The sequence below is a fragment of the Roseateles sp. DAIF2 genome (assembly GCF_015624425.1).
Classification (GTDB): Bacteria; Pseudomonadota; Gammaproteobacteria; order Burkholderiales; family Burkholderiaceae_C; genus Kinneretia.
In genome coordinates this window covers 1,178,774-1,197,865 of the sequence record NZ_CP049919.1, presented here as the reverse complement: position 1 = coordinate 1,197,865, position 19,092 = coordinate 1,178,774, and the positions used below count along the sequence as shown (strand labels likewise).

Below are 19,092 nucleotides of genomic sequence, written 5' to 3'. Positions count from 1 at the left end.
GCAAGCGATGGCCAGCAAGAAGACGACGACAACGAGCACCAAGCCCAAGCGCGTGCTGAACGCGCGCCGCGACACGCTGGACTTCCGCGACCGCATGTACATCCCGCCGCTGGTCGAGGTGCCGACGCGCATCCCGCTGGAGGATTACTGGGCCTACGAGGTGCCGATCCTCGACCAGGGCCAGGAAGGTGCCTGCACCGGCTTCGGCCTGGCCACCGTCGCCAACTACCTGCTGCGCCGACGCAAGGTGGTGCCGGACACCGCGCCGGTCAGCCCGCGCATGCTCTACGACATGGCGCGCCGCTACGACGAATGGCCCGGCGAGGGCTACTCCGGCTCCAGCGCGCGCGGCGCGATGAAGGGCTGGCACAAGCATGGGGTCTGCGCCGAGGCGAGCTGGCCCTACGCGCTCAAGCGCGGCGCCAACAAGGGCCTGACGCAGGCACGGGTCGAGGACGCGCAGCAGCGCCCGCTGGGCGCCTATTTCCGCGTCAACCACAAGGACCTGGTCGCGATGCACGCGGCGCTGGCCGAGGTCGGCGTGCTGTACGCCACCTCGATGGTGCATGGCGGCTGGGACGAGGTCGGCGCCAACGGCTTCATCAAGCCGCGCGAGACGCCCGACGGCGGCCATGCCTTCGCGATCGTCGCCTACGACACCGAGGGTTTCTGGATTCAGAACTCCTGGGGGCCGGACTGGGGCCGCAAGGGCTTCGCACGCATCGCCTACGACGACTGGCTGCGCCATGCCACCGATGTCTGGGTGGCGCGCCTGGGCGCCCCCATCCGCCTGGCCACCGCCGAGGCCGCGCCGGCCGCGCGCCTGGCCGCGCCCTCGGGCGCCACCAAGGTGGACTTCGCGACCCTGCGCCCGCATGTGGTCAGCGTCGGCAACGAGGGCCGGCTGCGCCCCGGCGGCGAATACGGCATGAACGAGGACGAGCTCGCGACCCTGTTCGCCGAGGATCTGCGCCGCACCATCGCGCCCTGGCCGAAGAAGCGGGTGCTGCTGTATGCGCATGGCGGCCTGGTCAGCGAGCAGTCGGCGCTGCAGCGCCTGGCCGAGTACCGGCCGGCCCTGCTGTCCGGCGGCGTCTACCCGCTGGCCTTCATCTGGAAGAGCGACTACTGGAGCACCATCACCAACATCCTGCAGGACGCCGTGCGTCGGCGCCGCCCCGAGGGCGCCTTCGACGCCGCCAAGGACTTCCTGCTGGACCGGCTGGACGACCTGCTGGAGCCGGTGGCACGCGGCCTGACCGGCAAGGCCGCCTGGGACGAGATGAAGGAGAACGCGCTGGCCGCCTCGAACCGCGGCGGCGCCGCGGCACTGGTGGTGCGGCACCTGGCCGCACTGGCCAAGGAGGAGAAGGGGCTGGAGATCCACCTGGTCGGCCACAGCGCCGGCTCCATCCTGCTGGCACCGGTGGTGGGCCTGCTGGCGGCCGCGGGCCTGAAGATCAGCACCTGCACCCTGTGGGCCCCGGCCTGCACGGTGGAGCTCTTCAAGCGCGACTACCTGCCGGCGATCAAGAGCGGCCGCATCCAGGACTTCGCCACCTATGTGCTGGACGACCAGACCGAGCGCGACGACAACTGCGCCAAGCTCTACAACAAGTCCCTGCTCTACCTGGTGTCCAACGCCTTCGAGGCGCGCCAGCGCATTCCGATGGTGCAGGCCGGCACGCCGGTCCTGGGCCTGCAGCGCTGCATCGAGGCCGACGCCGAGCTGAGCAAGCTGTTCGCCTCCGCCAAGGCCGGCCTGGTGCTGGCGCCGGACCAGAGCGGCGGCCGCGAGCCGCTCAGCGGCGCGCGCCACCATGGCGATTTCGACGACGACCCGGCCACCGTGCGCTCCACCTTCGCGCGCATCCTCGACGCGAAGGCCGCGCGGCTGCCGGCGCTGCAGTTCGGCCGCTCGGCCGCATCGCTGCGCGAGCTGCGCCAGCAGCTGGAGCTCAAGAGCCGCTGAGCCCGGCGGCCGGCACGCGGTACTGGCGGTACTCGGCGCTGGCGCGCGCCGCCTCGATCGCGCGCCAGTAGGCGCGCACCAGCTCGCCATGCCGGGCCAGATAGGGCCGCCCCACCATCAGGTAGAGCGTGAAGCGCTCGAACAGCGGCTCCAGCGCCTCGACCTGGCCGGCATAGCGCTGCGCGATCAACTGCTCGCCCTGGCGCTCCTGCATGATCACGACCGGATTGCGGCCGCGCACCAGCTTCTGCAGCAGCTGCTCATGGCCGATCGCGCGGTCGTCGATCGGCAGCTTCAGCGCCTCCAGCTTCGGTCCATAGGCGAAGCCGAACAGCACGCCGACCGCACCGCCGTCCAGGTTCGCGAAGCGCTCGCCGTCCCAGCTCACCGCGCTGCCAACGCGGCGGTAGGCGACAAAGCGCACCTCGCCCAGGCCCTGGGCCGCATCCGGCTGCTCGCCGCGGCCGGGATAGGCCAGATAGCCCAGGCGCTCGCGGGTGAACACGCCCACGGCCGCATCGGCCCGGCCCTGGCGCAGGTCCTGCAGGCAGCGCGGCCGCGGCGCCATGTAGTTGTCCAGCGTCAGCGGCAGTTTGCGCGCGGCCAGGCGCAGCAGGAACTGGTGCTGGCCGCTGCCGTCGGGCATCGTGAAGGGATAGAAGGGCTGGTCGGCGGTGCACAGGCGCAGGCTCACCGGGTCCGCAGCCTGGGCGGCCTGCGCCACCAGCAGGGCCAGCAGGCAGGGCCAGGTCGGTGCCATGTCCACCCCGCGGCTGCTCAGCCGAGGTAATGGTCGGCCAGCAGGAATCCGAACAGCCCGAACAGGTAGACGATCGAGTAGCGGAAGGTCGGCATCGCCAGCGCCTCGTCGCGCCGCAGCCGCCAGGCCAGCTGCGCGAAGCGCGCGCCCAGCGCCAACGCGCCGGCCAGGTAGAGCGCGCCGCTCATGCCGATCGCCGCGGGCAGCAGGCTCACCGCCAGCAGCGCCAGGGTATAGGCGAACACGCGCCGCGCCGTGTAGGGCACGCCGTGGATCACCGGCAGCATCGGCACCGCGGCCCGTGCATAGTCCTCCCGGCGGTGGATCGCCAGGGCCCAGAAATGCGGCGGGGTCCAGATGAAGATGATCAGGAACAGCAGCAGCGCGCCGGGATCGGCGCTGCCGGTCACCGCCACCCAGCCCAGCAGCGGCGGGGCCGCGCCGGCCGCGCCGCCGATCACGATGTTCTGTGGCGTCGCATGCTTCAGGTAGAGGCTGTAGATCACCGCATAGCCCACGAGCGAGGCCAGGGTCAGCAGCGCGCAGAGCCGGTTCGTCGTCAGCAGCAGCAGGGCCAGGCCGGCGGCGCCCAGCAGGGCCGCGAACAGCGCCACCTGGGTCGCGCCGAGCCGGCCGCGCGGCAGCGGGCGGACGCGGGTGCGGGCCATCAGCGCGTCGATATGCCTATCCACCAGATGGTTCAGCGCCGCGGCCGCGCCGGCCACCAGCGCGATGCCCAGCGGCGCCACCAGCCACAGCCACCAGGGCTGCGGCCGCGCCTGCGGCGCCAGCAGCATGCCCACCAGCACGGTGAACAGCATCAGCGCGACGACGCGCGGCTTGGTCAGCACCAGGTACTCGCGCCACAGCGCCCGGCGCGCCGGCATGGCGCCGCTGCGGCCGCGCATCAGGGTCAGTTCTTGCGAGGGCGTCGACATCGGGCTGACGAACTAGCGGAAGAACAGCAGCCGGGTGAACCAGGTGTGGTTGGCCTCGATCGCCATCATCGCCACCAGCACCAGCAGGCACAGCGGCGGCAGCAGGATCGCGTAGATCAGCGCCAGGCGTTCCCAGGCCATGTGCATGAAGACCGCGACGATCAGCCCGGCCTTGAGCATCATGAAGATCAGGATCAGGCTCCAGCGCAGCAGGCCCTGCAGGTGCAGGTAGTCGACCATATAGGACATGGCGCTGAGCACGAACAGCAGCAGCCAGATCTTCAGGTACAGGCCGATCGGATGTTGTTTGGTGGTGCTCATGACCGCTCCTCACCAGAGGTAGAAGAAGGCAAAGATGAAGACCCAAACCAGGTCGACGAAGTGCCAGTAGAGGCCTGCGATCTCGACGATCTGGTAGTCGCCGCGTTTCTCGTAGTCGCCGCGCCGGACCTTGAGCGCGACGATGATCAGGTAGATCACGCCGATCGACACATGCAGGCCGTGGAAGCCCGTGATCATGAAGAAGCAGGCGCCGAACTGCGCCGCGCCCATCGGGTTGCCCCAGGGCCGCACGCCCTCGGAGATCAGCTTGCTCCACTCGAAGGCCTGCATGCCGACAAAGGTGGCGCCCAGCAGCGCGGTGGCGAACATCAGGCGCGCCGTGTTCTCGCGGTCGCGCGCGTAGCCGCGCATCACCGCCATCGCCATCGTGCCGCTGCTGCTGATCAGCACGAAGGTCATGATCGCGATCAGCAGCAGCGGCACATTGGCGCCGCCGACATGCAGCGCGAACACCTCGCTGGGATTCGGCCAGGGCACGGTGGTGGACATGCGAACCGTCATATAGCCGGTCAGGAAGCTGCCGAACACGAAGGTGTCGCTGAGCAGGAAGATCCACATCATCGCCTTGCCCCAGGACACGCCCAGGGCCTGGCGGTCGGCCGACCAGTCGGCCACCAGGCCGCGCAGGTCGTTCGGCAGGGCGCTGCCCGGTTCGCTGTGGCTGCCGCTCATGGTGACCTCCTTCTTCTTGCTTACACCCGCGTGCCGCAGATGGCGCGCACCAGGTCCGGCGTCAGCAGCCCCAGCATGGCGAACAGGCCCAGCCAGAGCAGCAGCAGGAAATGCCAGTAGCGCGCGACCAGGCTCACGCGCCAATGCGCCGGTGCATCGTCGCGCCAGGCCAGCCACCAGCCGCCCAGCCCGCCCAGCACATGCAGGCCATGCATCGCGGTCAGCAGGTAGAGAAAGCTGGCGGCCGGATTGCCGGCCGGGCCGACCTTCTCGGCCAGCAGGGCCGACCAGCCCCACAGCTGCACGCCGACGAAGGCCAGCGCGCACAGCCCACCCGCCAGCAGCCAGCGACGCGCCACCACCACAGCCACCGCGCGCCGCGCCAGCTCCAGCGCCGCGCTGCCGGCGACCAGCAGGGCCGTGCTGAGCCAGAACTGCCAGGGCAGCGCCAGCGGATAGCCCTCGACGCTCTCCAGCCGCATCACATAGGCCGCGAAGAACAGGCCGAACAGCGCGCAGGCCACGCCGATGAAGAACCACAGCGCGATGCTGGCGGCCTGGGCGCGGTCGACGCCGCGCTCGGTGGCCAGGGGCAGGACGGCGCTCATGCCGCGGCTCCCCGCACCGCGGCGCCCTTGTCCTCATGGCCATGGTGCTCGTCGCCGCCCAGCTCGGGCGGGTCGGTCTGCGCGATGAAGTCCTGGCCGGCGCCGGGCACGCTGTAGGCATAGGCCCAGCGGTGCACCACCGGCAGCGCCGGGCCCCAGTTGCCGTGCCGCGGCGGGGTGTCGGGCGTCTGCCATTCCAGCGAGGCGGCGCGCCAGGGATTCGGCTCGGCCTTGCGGCCCCTGAAGGCGCTCCAGATCAGGTTCCAGACGAACACCAGCTGCACCACGCCGACGATGATCGCGACCACGGTGATGAAGGCGTTCAGCTGATGCGCCGAGGCGGGGAAGGAGGTGTAGGGCTCGTAGTTGTAGTAGCGCCGCGGCATCCCGAGCAGGCCCAGGTAATGCATCGGGAAGTAGATCGCATAGGTGCCCAGGAAGGTGACCCAGAAATGGAACTGGCCCAGCCGGTCGTCCAGCATGCGGCCGCTGATCTTCGGGTACCAGTGGTAGATCGCGCCGAACACCACCAGCAGCGGCGCCACGCCCATCACCATATGGAAATGGGCGACGACGAAATAGCTGCCCGACAGCGGGATGTCGACCGAGACATTGCCGAGGAACAGGCCGGTCAGGCCGCCGACGATGAAGGTGGAGATGAAGGCCAGCGCGAACAGCATCGGCACCGACAGGTGTATGTCGCCGCGCCACAGGGTAAGCAGCCAGTTGTAGACCTTGATCGCGGTCGGCACCGCGATGATCAGGGTGCTGGTCGCGAAGAAGAAGCCGAAGTACGGGTTCATGCCGCTGACGAACATGTGGTGGGCCCAGACCACGAAGCTCAGCACCGCGATCGCCAGGATGGCCCAGACCATCTGGCGATAGCCGAAGATGCATTTGCGCGCATGCACGCTGATCAGGTCCGAGACGATGCCGAAGGCCGGCAGCGCGACGATGTAGACCTCGGGGTGGCCGAAGAACCAGAACAGATGCTGGAACAGCAGCGGCGTGCCGCCCTTGTACTGCGTCACCTGGCCCAGCGAGACCAGGGCCGGCATGAAGAAGCTGGTGCCGATGGTCTTGTCCAGCAGCATCATCAGGCCGCTGACGAACAGCGCCGGGAAGGCCAGCAGGGCCAGGATGGTGGCGGTGAAGATGCCCCACACGGTCAGCGGCATGCGCAAGAGGGTCATGCCGCGGCAGCGCGCCTGCAGCACCGTCGAGACATAGTTCAGGCCGCCCATCGTCGCCGCGACGATGAAGATCAGGAGCGAGACCAGCATCAGGATGATGCCCCAGTCATGCCCCGGCGTGCCGGGCAGGATGGCCTGCGGCGGATACAGCGTCCAGCCCGCGCCGGTGGCGCCGCCGGGCACGAAGAAGCTGGCCAGCAGCACCAGCACCGACAGCAGGTAGACCCAGAAGCTCAGCATGTTGAGATAGGGGAACACCATGTCGCGCGCGCCGACCATCAGCGGGATCAGGTAGTTGCCGAAGCCGCCGAGGAAGAGCGCGGTCAGCAGGTAGATCACCATGATCATCCCGTGCATCGTGACGAACTGGTAGTAGCGCTCGGCATTGATGAACTCGAAGGCGCCGGGAAAGCCGATCTGCAGCCGCATCAGGTTGGACAGCAAGAGGCCGATCAGGCCCACGACGATGGCCGTGCCGCCGTACTGCAGCGCGATCACCTTGTGGTCCTGGCTCCAGACATATTTGGTCCAGAAGCTCTGCGGCTCGTGATGCTCGTCGTCATGCGCGTCGTGGTCGTGCATTGCGCCTCCTCATTTCAATGCGCGGATATAGGCCACCAGGGCCGTGACCTCGGCCTCGCTGAGTTCGGACTTCGGCATGATCGGCGCGAAGCCCTGCACCACCTTGGCGGTCGGATCGCGGATCTCGCGCGCCAGGGTGGTCTCGTTCATCGCCTCCTTGCTGCCATCGGCAAAGGCCTCGGTCTTGCCGTACAGGCCCTTCCAGCTCGGGCCGACGCCCGGTGCGCCGTCCACCGAATGGCAGGCCACGCAGGCCTTGGCCTTGGCCAGCGCCAGGCCCTGCGCGGCCGGATCGGCCACGCCACCCTCGCCGGCCGAGGCCGCCGCCACCGGCGGTGGCGGCGCGATCGCGGCCGCGAAGCTGGGCTTACTCTTCAGCCAGGCCTGGAAGGCGCCCTCCTCCTCGACCACCACCACGCCGCGCATCGCCGCATGGCCGACGCCGCAGAGCTGCGCGCACATCGCCTCGTAGCGGCCCGGCTGGGTGGGCTTGAACCAGTAGGTGGTCACCATGCCCGGCACCATGTTCATGCGGGCGCGAAAGGGTGGCACATAGAAGTCGTGCAGCACGTCATGCGCGCGCAGCAGGATCTTGACCGGCCGGTTCAGCGGCAGGTGCAGCTCGTTGGCCTCGACCAGCGCATCGTCCTGGCCCTGGGCATCGTCCGGATCCAGGCCGAAGGGATTGGCCGCGGTGACGAAGCGCGCATCGGTGCCGCCCAGCTTGCCGTCGGCGCCGGGGAAGCGGTAGCGCCATTGCCATTGCGAGCCCAGCACCTCGACCTCCAGCGCGTCATGCGGGGGACGCACATAGTCGGCGTAGACCTGCAGGCCCGGCGCCAGCAGCGCGACGATGCCCACCGTCGTGACGATGGTCAGCCAGCGCTCCAGCCGGTGGTTCTGCGGCTGGTAGGCCACCTGCTCGCTGGCCTTCGCGCCGCGCCGGCGGAAGCGCCAGATCACATAGACCAGGAACAGGTTGAGGATGACGAAGAAGATGCCGGTGATCACGAAGGTGATCGTCAGCGTGTCGTCCATCTGCTGCCAGTTCGAGGCCAGCGCCGGCGGGTGCCAGGGGTTGATGTAATGGAACAGCAGCGACGCCAGGACGATGACGACCAGGGTGATGGCGATGACCATGCCTGTCTCCTCCTGCTCTTCTAGCTCTGATGTGGAAGCGGCGCCCAGGGGCGCCGCTGCAGCGAACTCAGCTCGTGGCTACCGAGCCGCTGCGGGCCAGCTTCCAATAGACCATCGCGGCCGTCATGCCGAACACCAGGTGCTCGACCAGGTAGGCGCCGCTGCGCATCTCCGCCACCCAGGGGAAGAGGCGCACGAAGCCGTAGAAGTTGATGAAGTACAGCGCGATGCCGGACAGGCCGCCGATGATCTCCAGCATCGGCAGGTCGCCTTCGTAGTGGAAGCCGGTGACGATGAAGGCGATCAGGCAGCCGAACAGCACGCCCAGGCCGTAGTGGATCAGCAGCGCGGTCGCGACGATGCCCAGCTGGAACTGGTGCGTTGGGCCCTGCAGCAGCTCGGGCCCCATCAGCATCGCCGCCACCTGGTGCGAGGTCTGCCAGGGATTGCCGCCCAGCATCAGGGTGGTCCAGAGCAGATCGATCACCATCGCCACCGCGCCGGCCACCAGGCCCGCGACGATCGCCGCCGGCCAGTCCGGCATGCGGCTCTCCCATCGATGACTTTGCACCTGAAGTTCCATGACCACCTCCGAAGGGTAGGGACTGAAACCGATCGCTGCCTTGTCGTGCAGCCTCAATGCTTGAGGGCCAGGTGTTGCTACCGCAGTCGCGATGTTCGGCTCGTCTTCGGCGAGCGGGCATCGTGGCGAAGGCGCCATGCCGGATGGCTTCGTTTATATACCTGTGCCTGACCCGTCGCAAGCGGGCTTGCATGCAGGGGCGCCGGGGGCAATACCCGGCCCCAGGGGATCAGGGCACCGGCAGCGCGGTCTCGTACTTCACCTCGCGCAGCACCACATTGCTGCGCACGCTGGCCACGCCGGGTACCTTGAAGACCTTCTGCTGCAGGAACTGGTCGTAGGCCTTCATGTCCGGCGCGACCACCTTGACCACATAGTCGGCCTCGCCGGTGATGGCCTGGCATTCGATGATCTCGGGGCTGGTGATCACCATCGCCTCGAAGGCCTCGACCGCGCCCTCGCTGTGGCGCAGCAGGCTGACATTGGCCAGCACGCAGATGTTCAGGCCCAGGCGCTCGCGGTCGACCAGGGCCACATGGCGGCGGATCACGCCGCTTTCCTCCAGTTCCTTGACGCGGCGCCAGACCGGCGTCGCCGACAGGCCGACCTTGTCCGCCAGGGCCTGGGTGCTCTGCCGGCTGTCGGCCTGCAGGGCCTCGAGGATCTGGCGCGTCGCCTTGTCGAAACGATCAATTTCCATCCTGGCGCCTCTTGAGATGAATTTTCTCCAATACTGGATTATCAATAGCAAAGAAGAAAACTAAAACCCGGGGTCATGACAAAAAATCCTGCGCCTGCACAGCCATCATTCCATAAGACGGAGACAGCCATGTCCAGCCTCCTGCCGGCCCAGCCCGCCCTGCGCGACTACAAGCTCTCGGACAACCTGGGCGCCAAGCATGGCGCCGTGTTCATGACCGGCACCCAGGCCCTGGTGCGCCTGCTGCTGGCGCAGAAGGCGCTGGACGAGCGCGCCGGGCTGAAGACCGCGGGCTTCGTCTCCGGCTACCGCGGCAGCCCGCTGGGCATGGTCGACCAGCAGCTCTGGAAGGCCAAGAAGTTCCTCGAGGCCGCCCAGGTCAACTTCCTGCCCGCGATCAACGAGGACCTGGCCGCCACCGCCTGCCTGGGCGTGCAGCGCGTCGCGCTGGACCCCAAGCGCACCGTCGATGGCGTGTTCGCGATGTGGTACGGCAAGGGCCCGGGCGTGGACCGCTCCGGCGACGCGCTCAAGCATGGCAATGTCTATGGCACGGCGCCGCAGGGCGGCGTGCTGGTGGTCTGCGGCGACGACCATGGTTGCGTCTCGTCCAGCACCCCGCACCAGAGCGACCTGGCGCTGCAGGCCTGGAGCATGCCCATCGTGCACCCGGCCAATGTGGCCGAGTACCTGGAGTTCGGGCTCTACGGCTGGGCGCTGTCGCGCTTCTCCGGCGCCTGGGTCGGCTTCAAGGCCATCTCCGAGGTGGTCGAGTCCGGCATGACGGTCGACCTGGACAGCGTGCCGCTGGACTTCGAACTGCCGGTAGATCACACACCGGCGACCAATCTGCACATCCGCAGCGTCGACCTGCCCTCGCTGGAGCTGGAGTCGCGCCTGGAGCACAAGCTGGCCGCGGTGCGCGCCTTCAGCAAGCTGAACTCGATCGACAAGCACATCGTCGCCAGCCCCAGCGCCACGCTGGGCATCGTCACGGTCGGCAAGGCGCATTACGACTTCATGGAGGTGCTGCGCCGCCTGGACCTGGACCCCAACGCGCTGGCCGCGGCCGGCGTGCGGATCTACAAGGTCGGCCTGGTCTACCCGCTGGAATCGACCCGCATGGTCGAGTTCGCGCAGGGCCTGACCGACATGCTGGTGATCGAGGAGAAGGCCCCGGTGGTCGAGCGCCAGATCAAGGAGCTGCTCTACCACCTGCCCGACGCGCAGCGCCCCCATGTGATCGGCAAGACCGACGAGCGCGGCGCGGCCGTGCTCTCCAGCCTTGGCGAACTGCGCCCCTCGCGCATCATGTCCACCGTGGCCGACTGGCTGGCGCGCCTGAACCCGGCGCTGGACCGCCGCCACCTGGTGGTCGACTTCCTGACCCCCTGCCTGCTGTCCAATGCCGCCGACGGCGTGCGCCGCCAGCCCTACTTCTGCTCCGGCTGCCCGCACAACACCTCGACCAAGCTGCCCGAGGGCTCGCGCGCGCTGGCCGGCATCGGCTGCCACTTCATGGCCAGCTGGATGGAGCGCGGTACCTCGGGCCTGATCCAGATGGGCGCCGAGGGCGTGGACTGGGCCGCGCACAGCCGCTTCACGACCGAGAAGCATGTGTTCCAGAACCTGGGCGACGGCACCTACTATCACTCCGGCTATCTGGCGATCCGCCAGGCGATCGCGGCCAAGGCCAACATCACCTACAAGATCCTCTACAACGACGCGGTCGCGATGACCGGCGGCCAGCCGGTCGACGGCCAGACCAGCGTGCCGCAGATCGCGCGCCAGGTCGAGGCCGAGGGCGTCAAGCGCCTGGTCGTCGTCTCCGACGAGATCGACAAGTACGATGGCCACCACGGCCTGTTCCCGGCCGGCACCACCTTCCACGACCGCTCGGAGCTGGACCAGGTCCAGCGCGAGCTGCGCGAGATCGAGGGCGTCACGGTCCTGATCTACGACCAGACCTGCGCCGCCGAAAAGCGCCGCCGCAGGAAGAAGAAGGAGTTCCCGGATCCGCCGAAGCGCCTCTTCATCAACGAGGCGGTCTGCGAGGGCTGCGGCGACTGCGGCGTCGCCAGCAACTGCCTGTCGGTCGTGCCGGTCGAAACCGATTTCGGCCGCAAGCGCGCGATCGAGCAGAGCAGTTGCAACAAGGACTTCAGCTGCGTCAACGGCTTCTGCCCCAGCTTCGTCTCGGTGCACAACCCGCAGCTGAAGAAGAAACAGGGCGCGGGCTACACCGCACAAGACCTGGCCCGCGAGATCGCCGCGATCGCCGCGCCCGCCGCCTGGCAATGGACCGGCCCCTTCGACCTGCTGGTCACCGGCGTCGGCGGCACCGGCGTCGTCACGGTCGGCGCGCTGGTCTCGATGGCCGCGCACCTGGAGGGCAAGCAGGCCTCGGTGCTGGACTTCATGGGCTTCGCGCAGAAGGGCGGCTCGGTGCTCAGCTTCGTGCGCCTGGCGCCGACCCAGGACCTGCTGAACCAGGTGCGCATCGACACCCAGCAGGCCGATGTGCTCTTGGCCTGCGACATGGTGGTCGGCGCCAGCCCCGATGCGCTGGGCACGGTCAAGCCCGGCCGCACCGTGATCCTGGCCAACACCCATGAGCTGCCCACCGCCGCCTTCGTGCGCAACCCCGATGCCAATCTGCAGGGCGAATCGCTGCTGGCCAAGATGAAGTATGCGATCGGCGGCGACGCGGCGCTGCTCAGCACCGTCGACGCCCAGGCCATCGCCCAGACCCTGATGGGCGACACCATGCCCAGCAACATCATCATGCTGGGTGCCTGCTGGCAGCGCGGCCTGATCCCGCTCAGCGAGGCCGCGCTGATGCGCGCGATCGAGCTGAACGGCGTCGCGGTCGAGGGCAACAAGACCGCCTTCGCGCTGGGCCGCCTGGCCATCGCCGCGCCGGACGCGCTGACGCGCCTGGCCGGCCGCGACAGCGCCACAAAGCCGGTGCAGCTCCTCCTAGGCCAGGACAAGCTGGACGGCCCGGAGGGCCTGATCGCGCGCCGCATGCAGCATCTGACGGACTACCAGAACGCCGCCTACGCGCAGCGCTACCTGGCCCTGGTCGAGCAGGTGCGCGCCGCCGAGGCGAAACTGGGCGAGGCCGGCAAGGCCGAGCGCCTGACCAAGGCGGTGGCGCGCTACTACGCCAAGCTGCTGGCGATCAAGGACGAGTGGGAGGTCGCGCGCCTCTATACCGACGGCCGCTGGGAGGCCGCGCTGAAGGCCCAGTTCGACGGCTGGGAGCGCATCAGTTTCCACATGGCCCCGCCGCTGCTGGCCAGGCCCGACGCCAAGGGCCATGCGAAGAAGATCGAGCTCGGCGGCTGGACCTTCAAGGCCCTGAAACTGCTGGCCCGCTTCAAGGGCCTGCGTGGCACGGCGCTGGATGTCTTCGGCAAGACCGAGGAACGCAAGATGGAGCGCCAGCTGATCGCCGACTACGAGGCCCTGGTCGCCGACCTGATCGCGCATCTCTCAGCCGAGAAACTGGACCTGGCCGTCAAGCTGGCGCGCCTGCCGGAAAGCATCCGCGGCTACGGCCATGTGAAGCTGGCCAATGTCGTGACCGTGCGCGCGCAGTGGAAGGACCTGCTGGACCGCTTCCACGGCCGCGCGGTCGAGGCCCCGGTGCAGATCGTCGCGCACAAGACGGTGGAGCGGGTGAAGGGCGTGGCGGAGCTGTGAAGCTCCGCGCCTGAAACGGCCGGCCCCTCCCGGGGCCAGGTCTTGCCACAGGGCCCGATCGGCTCAGGGGTAAACGCGTACAGGGCCAACCCTGTGCGCATATCGCCCACAAATGCGCGACGATCGCGCCGCCTGCAACAAGCCTCCCCGGCGCCCACAAGGCGTCTGCATGGCATGAGCCCGCGCCTTCGCCGTGGAGGTGGGCCGGTTCGCGACCCGCGCTTACCCAAAAGGCAGCGCGGGCTCGGGCCGGGTTGTCGCGTTCACGGCTGGCGTCCTTGTTTCTTCATCAATGCAGTACCCACGCATGAAAGAGAGACCGTCAACCATGTCTACGAGACTTCCCACCGCCGCGGTTCACAAGACCGCCTACCTGCTCGGCCTGATCCTGCTGAGCGGCGCCGCCCCGGCGCAGCAGCTGCAACAGCGCCCCGGCGACCTGATCCAGCCGCAAATCGTCGGCGGCACCGAAACCCAGCCCAACTCGCGCCCCTACCAGGTGGCCCTGCTGTCCAGCGGCCGCCAGGTCTGCGGCGGCACCCTGATCAGCCCCGACTGGGTGCTGACCGCCGCGCATTGCCTGGACAGCGCCAGCACCAGCACCCTGACCGTCCAGGTCGGCGCGCACAGCATCAGCCGGCGCGACGGCCAGAACCACCGCGTCAGCCAAATCATCCGCCACGAGAACTGGCGCGGCGCCCAGGGCATCCGCTCCGGCTGGGACATCGCCGTGCTGCGCCTGGCCACGCCCGCGGCCGCCGGCGTGCAGCCGGCCAAGCTGCCCAGCGTCGCGGTCGAGAACCAGATCGCCGCGGTGGGCCGCTATGTCACCGTCTCCGGCTGGGGCCTGACGCGCAACCAGGGCAGCCCCAGCGATGTGCTGCGCGAGGTCGACCTGCCGGTGATCAGCAATGCCAGCTGCAGCAGCGAGCTGCGCTTCAACCTGCCGGCCTCGGCGGTCTGCGGCGGCGGCGCCGGCGGCCGCTCGGCCTGCAACGGCGACAGCGGCGGCCCCTACGCCGCGGCGCTGAACGGGCGCCACTACAGCATCGGCACCGTCAGCTGGGGCCAGTCCTGCCAGGGCGCCACCGTCTTCACCCGCACCAGCAGCTATCTGGACTGGATCGCGCAGAAGACCGGCGTGCGGCCGGACGACGGCAACCCCGGCGACCAACCGCCGGTGGCGCGCTTCAGCGCCACGGTGAACGGCCTGAACGTCGCCTTCGCCGATGCCTCCAGCGACGACCGCGGCGTCCAGCGTTGGGCCTGGAACTTCGGCGACGGCGCCAGCTCGACCCAGGCTTCGCCCAGCCATGCCTATGCGCAGCCGGGCAGCTACACCGTGACCCTGACGGTCACCGACACCGCCAACCAGAGCCACAGCAGCTCGCAGCTGGTGAATGTCGGCGGCGATGGCGGCGGCTGTGCCGGCCTGCCGGCCTGGAGCGCGGCGACGCTGTACAACACCGGCGCCCAGGTGGCCTATGCCGGCGCCCGCTATCAGGCGATCTGGTGGTCCCAGGGTGCCCGGCCGGACATCTACACCAATGTCTGGAGCCGCCAGGGCAGCTGCCAGTAAGTAAGGCGCCAAACACCGGCCGGTCTCACCCGGCCGGCTGTTTGTAAGCAGAAGCAAACCGGCGCGGCGCATCCCCACCTCCGTGGGATGCCCCGCCGCCGCGGTCTGGGGACAATGCGCGCTGGCCGACATCGGCCCCCGCCCCCCCTCCTCACGTCCTCACAGACCAGACCGCCACATCATCATCATGTCCATCGCCCGCCCGCCTCGTCTTCGCGCCTCTCTGTCCCCCCTGCTTCTGCTGCTCGCGCTGGGCCTGAGTGCCTGCGGCAAGCAGGGCGTGGAGCTGGGCCAGGGCGGCTCCGTCGTCTCCGGCTCGGCCGGGCCGCAGGGCGCCAGCAACCATGCACGCGAGCTGCAGAAATGCGAGGCGCCGATCGCCGTCGTCGCGCTGCAGGAGAACCAGGGCGGCCAGGGCCTGCTGACGCCACGGCAATAGGCCGCGTTGCCCTCAGGAAGGCCGCAGGTTAGGCGCAAGCCGCAGCCGGGTTCGATACCCGGCGAGGACTTGCAACAACGCATGCGACCTTCTTGAGGGCAACCCTTCGGGAAGACCCGACACAGGGGCCACTCGTCGTTGCAACGCTGGCCCGCACGCGAGTGCGGGCGGCGCGCTGCGCCTAGATTGGCCCCTGTGTCGGGTCTTCGCGGCCTATTGCCGTGGCGTCAGCAGGCCCATGGCATCGGCCGCGGCGGCCTGCCGGAATCGCCGCTGCCCCTGGTGCGCGTGCTGATGCAGCAGAGCGGCTGCTTCCGCATCGTCGACCGCAACGCCGGCCTGAAGGCCACGGTGCGCGAGCAGGAGCTGAAGGAGGCCGGCGTGCTGCGCAGCGACGGCGAGGGCAATGTCAAGAAGGGCCGAGGCATCGTCGCGCAGTACAGCGTGATGCCCAGCCTGGTGTTCTCCGAGCAGGATGCCGGCCGCCAGCTGGGCGGGCTGGTCGCGATGATCCCGGGGCTGAACAAATTCGCCGGCGCGGCCGAGCAGGTCAAGCTGAAGGAGGCCCAGGTCGTGCTGCTGCTGACCGACAACGAGACCACCGAGCAGCTGTCCTCGGCCACCGGCGCAGCGCGCACCACCGACCTGGGCGTCGGCGGCTTCGCGCTCGGCGCCGGCGGCGGCCTCGGCGGCCTGGGCTGGAGCAATACCAACGAGGGCAAGGTGATCGCCGCGGCCTTCCTGGACGCGCACAACCAGCTGGTGACCCAGCTGCGCACCCTGGCCGCGAAGGAGCTGCCCGCGCCGGTCGCGACGCGTGGCGCCACCAAGGGCTGACGAGCCACCGGAGCCAGCAACACCTGGCCCTCCCGCCTGTGAACAAACGCAAAGCCCGTGGACAGCCGCGGGCCCGCTTGGCATGCTGGCCGGATGCCAGATGCAGTCGCCGCCATCGCCGCCGCCTCGCTGCCCTCCCCCACGCGCCGGGCGCTGTGTGCGCTGCTGCCGCTGTCGCTGTTCGGCGCCTGCGCCACGCAACAGACAACACCGCCAGCCTTCCGCGAGCCCGAGGGCCTGTACCGCGCGGTCAACCGCATCGGCTGGGGCGCCACCCAGGCCCAACTGGACCAGGCGCGCGAGCTGGGCTGGGGCGCCTATGTCGAACGCCAGCTGCGCGCCGAGCCTCGCCTACCGCTGCCGCAGGCCGCGGCGCAGGCCCAGATCGATGCGCTGAGCATCACGCGCCAAGGCCTGGCCGAACAGATGAGCCAGGTCGAGCAGCTGCGCCGCGAGCAGGACAAGGCGCCCGATGAGGAGGGCCGCAAGGCCGCCCGCCAGGCCTACCAGGAGCTGCTGAACCGCCTGGCCCGCGAGGCCGCGCATCGCCAGCTGCTGCGCCAGCTCTACAGCGAGCAGCAGCTGCAGGAGCAGCTGGCCTGGTTCTGGTTCAACCATTTCAATGTGCACCAGTACAAGCGCGAGCTGCGCGCGCTGCTGGCCGACTACGAGGACGCCGCGCTGCGCCCGCAGGCGCTGGGCTCCTTCCGCGCGCTGCTGGGCGCGGTGGCGCGGCACCCGGCCATGCTGCGCTACCTGGACAACGACCAGAACAGCGTCGGCAAGCCCAACGAGAACTACGCGCGCGAGCTGCTGGAGCTGCACACCCTGGGCGTCGATGGCGGCTACACGCAGCGCGACGTGCAGGAGCTGGCGCGCGTGCTGACCGGCTTCGGCACCCGCTTTGACCACGAACGCCCGCGGCTCAAGCCCGGCCAGGAGGCGCAGTACCTGCGCCAGGGCTTCTTCGAGTTCAACCCGGCGCGCCACGACTTCGGCGACAAGCAGCTGCTGGGACGCACGATCAAGGGCCGCGGCGCCGCCGAGCTGGACGAGGTGCTGGACCTGCTGGCCGGCCACCCCTCGACCGCGCGCTTCATCGCGCGCAAGCTGGCGGTCTACCTGCTGGCCGACGAGCCGCCGCCGGCCCTGGTCGAGCAAATGGCGCGCGCCTTCGAGCGCGGCCGCGGCGACATCGGCGCGAGCTTGCGCGTGCTGCTGCTGGCGCCCGAATTCGCCGCCGCCGAGCCGCGCAAGTTCAAGGACCCGCAGCATTACCTGCTGTCCGGCCTGCGCGCCGCCTACGGCTCGGAGGCCGCACCCGTCATCAGCAACAGCCAGCCGCTGCAGTCCTGGCTGCGCCGCCTGGGCCAGGGCCTGTACGACCGGGCCACGCCGGACGGCTATGCGCCGAGCGCCTCGGCCTGGAACAGCGCCGGCCAGCTGAGCACCCGCTTCGAGCTGGCGCGCAACCTGGCCGCCGGGCCGGCCGCGCTGTTCAATGCAGCGGCCGGCGCGGCGCCGCGGCCGCTGCTGGCCCGCGCGCCGCGGCCGCCGCTGGGCGAGCCGACGTGCGCCGCGCTGGCCCGGGCGGCCAGCCCGCTGGAGCGCGATACCCTGCTGCTCAGCTCGCCGGAGTTCATGTACCGATGATGATCAGCAAGGCCTCGACACCGATCTCCGCGGCGCGCCGGCGCTGGCTGCAGCTCTGCGCCGGCGGCCTGCTGCTGCCGCAGGGCAGCGCGCTGTTCGCCGCGCCCGAGGAGCGCGACGCGCGCTTCCTGCTGGTGTTCCTGCGCGGCGCCTATGACGCGGCGAACCTGCTGGTGCCGATCGCCAGCGACTTCTACTACGAGCAGCGCCCACGCATCGCGATCGCACGGCCCGGTTCCGGCGGCGATAGCGCCCTGCCGCTGCCGGGCAACAGCGACTGGGGCCTGCATCCGGCGCTGCGCGACTCGGTGCACCCGCTGCTGCAGGCCGGCCAGGCCCTGTTCATCCCCTTCGCCGGCAGCGAGGATCTCAGCCGCAGCCATTTCGAGACCCAGGACAGCATCGAGCTGGGCCAGCCCCTGGCCGGCTCGCGCGACTATGGCAGCGGCTTCATGAATCGCCTCGCGGCCGAGCTGGGTGCGCGCCGCGCGATGGCCTTCACCGATCAGCTGCCGCTGGCCTTCCGCGGCGCCGCACCGATCGCCAACACCGCGCTGCGCGAGGGCCCGCGGCCGGCGCCCGATGCGCGGATGCGCGCCGCGCTGCTCGCCATGTATCAGGGCGATGCCTTGCTGCAGGCGCGGGTGCAGGAGGGTTTCGCGCTGCGCGAGGAGCTGGCGCGCGAACTCGACCCCGCGCGCCGCGGCGCGGTGAACATGGCCGGCGGCGAACCGGCCAGCCGCGCCCCGCTGCTGAGCGCCAAGGGCTTCGAGCTGGAGGCGCGGCGCATTGCGCGGCTGATGAGCGCGCGGGTGCAGCTGGGCTTCGTCGATGTCGGCGGCTGGGACACCCATGTCGGCCAGGGCGGCGCCAGCGGCGCGCTGGCCACGCGGCTGGAGGAGCTGGGGCGCGGCCTGGCGGCCTTTGCCGACGAGCTGGGCCCCGAGGCCTGGCGCCACACCACGGTGCTGGTGATCAGCGAGTTCGGCCGCACCTTCCGCGAGAACGGCAATCGCGGCACCGACCATGGCCATGGCAGCACCTACTGGCTGCTGGGCGGCGGCCTGGCCGCCAACGCACACGGCGGCGTGGCCGGCGAGCAGATCGCGCTGACGGCCGCCAGCCTGAACCAGGGCCGCGACTATCCGGTGCTGACCGACTACCGCTCGCTGCTGGGCGGGCTGTGGCGGCGCCAGTTCGGCCTGTCGGACGCGGCGCTGGCGCGCATCTTTCCCGGCGTGGCGGCCCGCGATCTCGGGCTGATTTAGCTTGAGTCTATGTTCGGCCAAGCCCTTCGCTGTGCAGACCCGGCCCCGCCAGCCGCCGAGCTCCGATGCGGGGGTCTTGCCGGCCTCCCGGCCGACAAGACTGCCCTGCGGTGCTCGC

Annotated in this window: 15 protein-coding genes and 1 pseudogene; 7 read left to right on the top strand and 9 right to left on the bottom strand. The window is 69.7% G+C overall.

What is annotated here, in order from left to right; translation table 11 throughout:
• Positions 1–7 precede the first annotated feature (7 nt).
• The gene (locus G8A07_RS05600; protein ID WP_195796099.1) at positions 8–1,972 is read left to right on the top strand and encodes a C1 family peptidase; all 1,965 of its coding nucleotides are present in this window, start codon (positions 8–10) and stop codon (positions 1,970–1,972) included.
• Here the strand turns inward: G8A07_RS05600 and G8A07_RS05595 are convergent.
• From G8A07_RS05595 to G8A07_RS05555, 9 genes are all read right to left on the bottom strand, one after another.
• Positions 1,959–2,732 carry an ABC transporter substrate-binding protein gene (locus G8A07_RS05595; protein WP_195796098.1) on the bottom strand — a complete coding sequence of 258 codons (774 nt, stop codon included), beginning with the start codon at positions 2,730–2,732 and terminating at the stop codon, positions 1,959–1,961. The two genes, G8A07_RS05600 and G8A07_RS05595, sit on opposite strands and share 14 nt — an antisense overlap.
• A gap of 17 nt (positions 2,733–2,749) precedes the next feature.
• Positions 2,750–3,640, bottom strand: a complete 891-nt coding sequence (gene cyoE, locus G8A07_RS05590; protein ID WP_213086287.1) for a heme o synthase — start codon at positions 3,638–3,640, stop codon at positions 2,750–2,752.
• 42 nt (positions 3,641–3,682) lie between these two features.
• Positions 3,683–3,991, bottom strand: a complete 309-nt coding sequence (locus G8A07_RS05585; RefSeq protein ID WP_195796097.1) for a cytochrome C oxidase subunit IV family protein — start codon at positions 3,989–3,991, stop codon at positions 3,683–3,685.
• Between the two features lie 9 nt (positions 3,992–4,000).
• Positions 4,001–4,684 carry a heme-copper oxidase subunit III family protein gene (locus tag G8A07_RS05580; RefSeq protein ID WP_195796096.1) on the bottom strand — a complete coding sequence of 228 codons (684 nt, stop codon included), beginning with the start codon at positions 4,682–4,684 and terminating at the stop codon, positions 4,001–4,003.
• A 20-nt stretch (positions 4,685–4,704) separates the two neighbouring features.
• Positions 4,705–5,292, bottom strand: coding sequence for a bb3-type cytochrome oxidase subunit III (locus G8A07_RS05575; protein WP_195796095.1), 588 nt, complete (start codon positions 5,290–5,292; stop codon positions 4,705–4,707).
• The gene (locus G8A07_RS05570; protein ID WP_195796094.1) at positions 5,289–7,067 is read right to left on the bottom strand and encodes a cbb3-type cytochrome c oxidase subunit I; all 1,779 of its coding nucleotides are present in this window, start codon (positions 7,065–7,067) and stop codon (positions 5,289–5,291) included. Before G8A07_RS05570 ends, G8A07_RS05575 begins: the two co-directional genes overlap by 4 nt.
• A gap of 9 nt (positions 7,068–7,076) precedes the next feature.
• A complete protein-coding gene (gene coxB / locus G8A07_RS05565; RefSeq protein WP_195796093.1) occupies positions 7,077–8,207 on the bottom strand; it encodes a cytochrome c oxidase subunit II in 1,131 nt (376 codons plus the stop codon).
• Between the two features lie 67 nt (positions 8,208–8,274).
• On the bottom strand, positions 8,275–8,751 hold the full coding sequence (locus G8A07_RS05560; protein ID WP_249937234.1) for a hypothetical protein: 477 nt from the start codon (positions 8,749–8,751) through the stop codon (positions 8,275–8,277).
• Between the two features lie 268 nt (positions 8,752–9,019).
• Positions 9,020–9,490, bottom strand: coding sequence for an Lrp/AsnC family transcriptional regulator (locus tag G8A07_RS05555; RefSeq protein WP_195796091.1), 471 nt, complete (start codon positions 9,488–9,490; stop codon positions 9,020–9,022).
• A gap of 129 nt (positions 9,491–9,619) precedes the next feature.
• Between G8A07_RS05555 and G8A07_RS05550 the strand changes: the two genes are divergently transcribed.
• From G8A07_RS05550 to G8A07_RS05525, 6 genes and pseudogenes are all read left to right on the top strand, one after another.
• Positions 9,620–13,198 carry an indolepyruvate ferredoxin oxidoreductase family protein gene (locus tag G8A07_RS05550; RefSeq protein WP_195796090.1) on the top strand — a complete coding sequence of 1,193 codons (3,579 nt, stop codon included), beginning with the start codon at positions 9,620–9,622 and terminating at the stop codon, positions 13,196–13,198.
• Positions 13,199–13,526: 328 nt separating this feature from the next.
• Positions 13,527–14,777, top strand: coding sequence for a trypsin-like serine protease (locus G8A07_RS05545; RefSeq protein WP_195796089.1), 1,251 nt, complete (start codon positions 13,527–13,529; stop codon positions 14,775–14,777).
• Positions 14,778–14,964: 187 nt separating this feature from the next.
• A complete protein-coding gene (locus G8A07_RS05540) occupies positions 14,965–15,216 on the top strand; it encodes a hypothetical protein (RefSeq protein WP_195796088.1) in 252 nt (83 codons plus the stop codon).
• Positions 15,217–15,474: 258 nt separating this feature from the next.
• A pseudogene (locus tag G8A07_RS05535) lies at positions 15,475–16,053 on the top strand (CsgG/HfaB family protein); the annotation flags it as partial.
• A gap of 93 nt (positions 16,054–16,146) precedes the next feature.
• Positions 16,147–17,706, top strand: coding sequence for a DUF1800 domain-containing protein (locus G8A07_RS05530; RefSeq protein WP_249937232.1), 1,560 nt, complete (start codon positions 16,147–16,149; stop codon positions 17,704–17,706).
• Complete coding sequence (locus G8A07_RS05525) at positions 17,703–18,974, top strand: DUF1501 domain-containing protein (RefSeq protein WP_249937231.1); 1,272 nt, start codon at positions 17,703–17,705, stop codon at positions 18,972–18,974. The genes G8A07_RS05530 and G8A07_RS05525 overlap by 4 nt, the downstream gene beginning before the upstream one ends.
• The last annotated feature ends 118 nt before the right edge of the window (positions 18,975–19,092 follow it).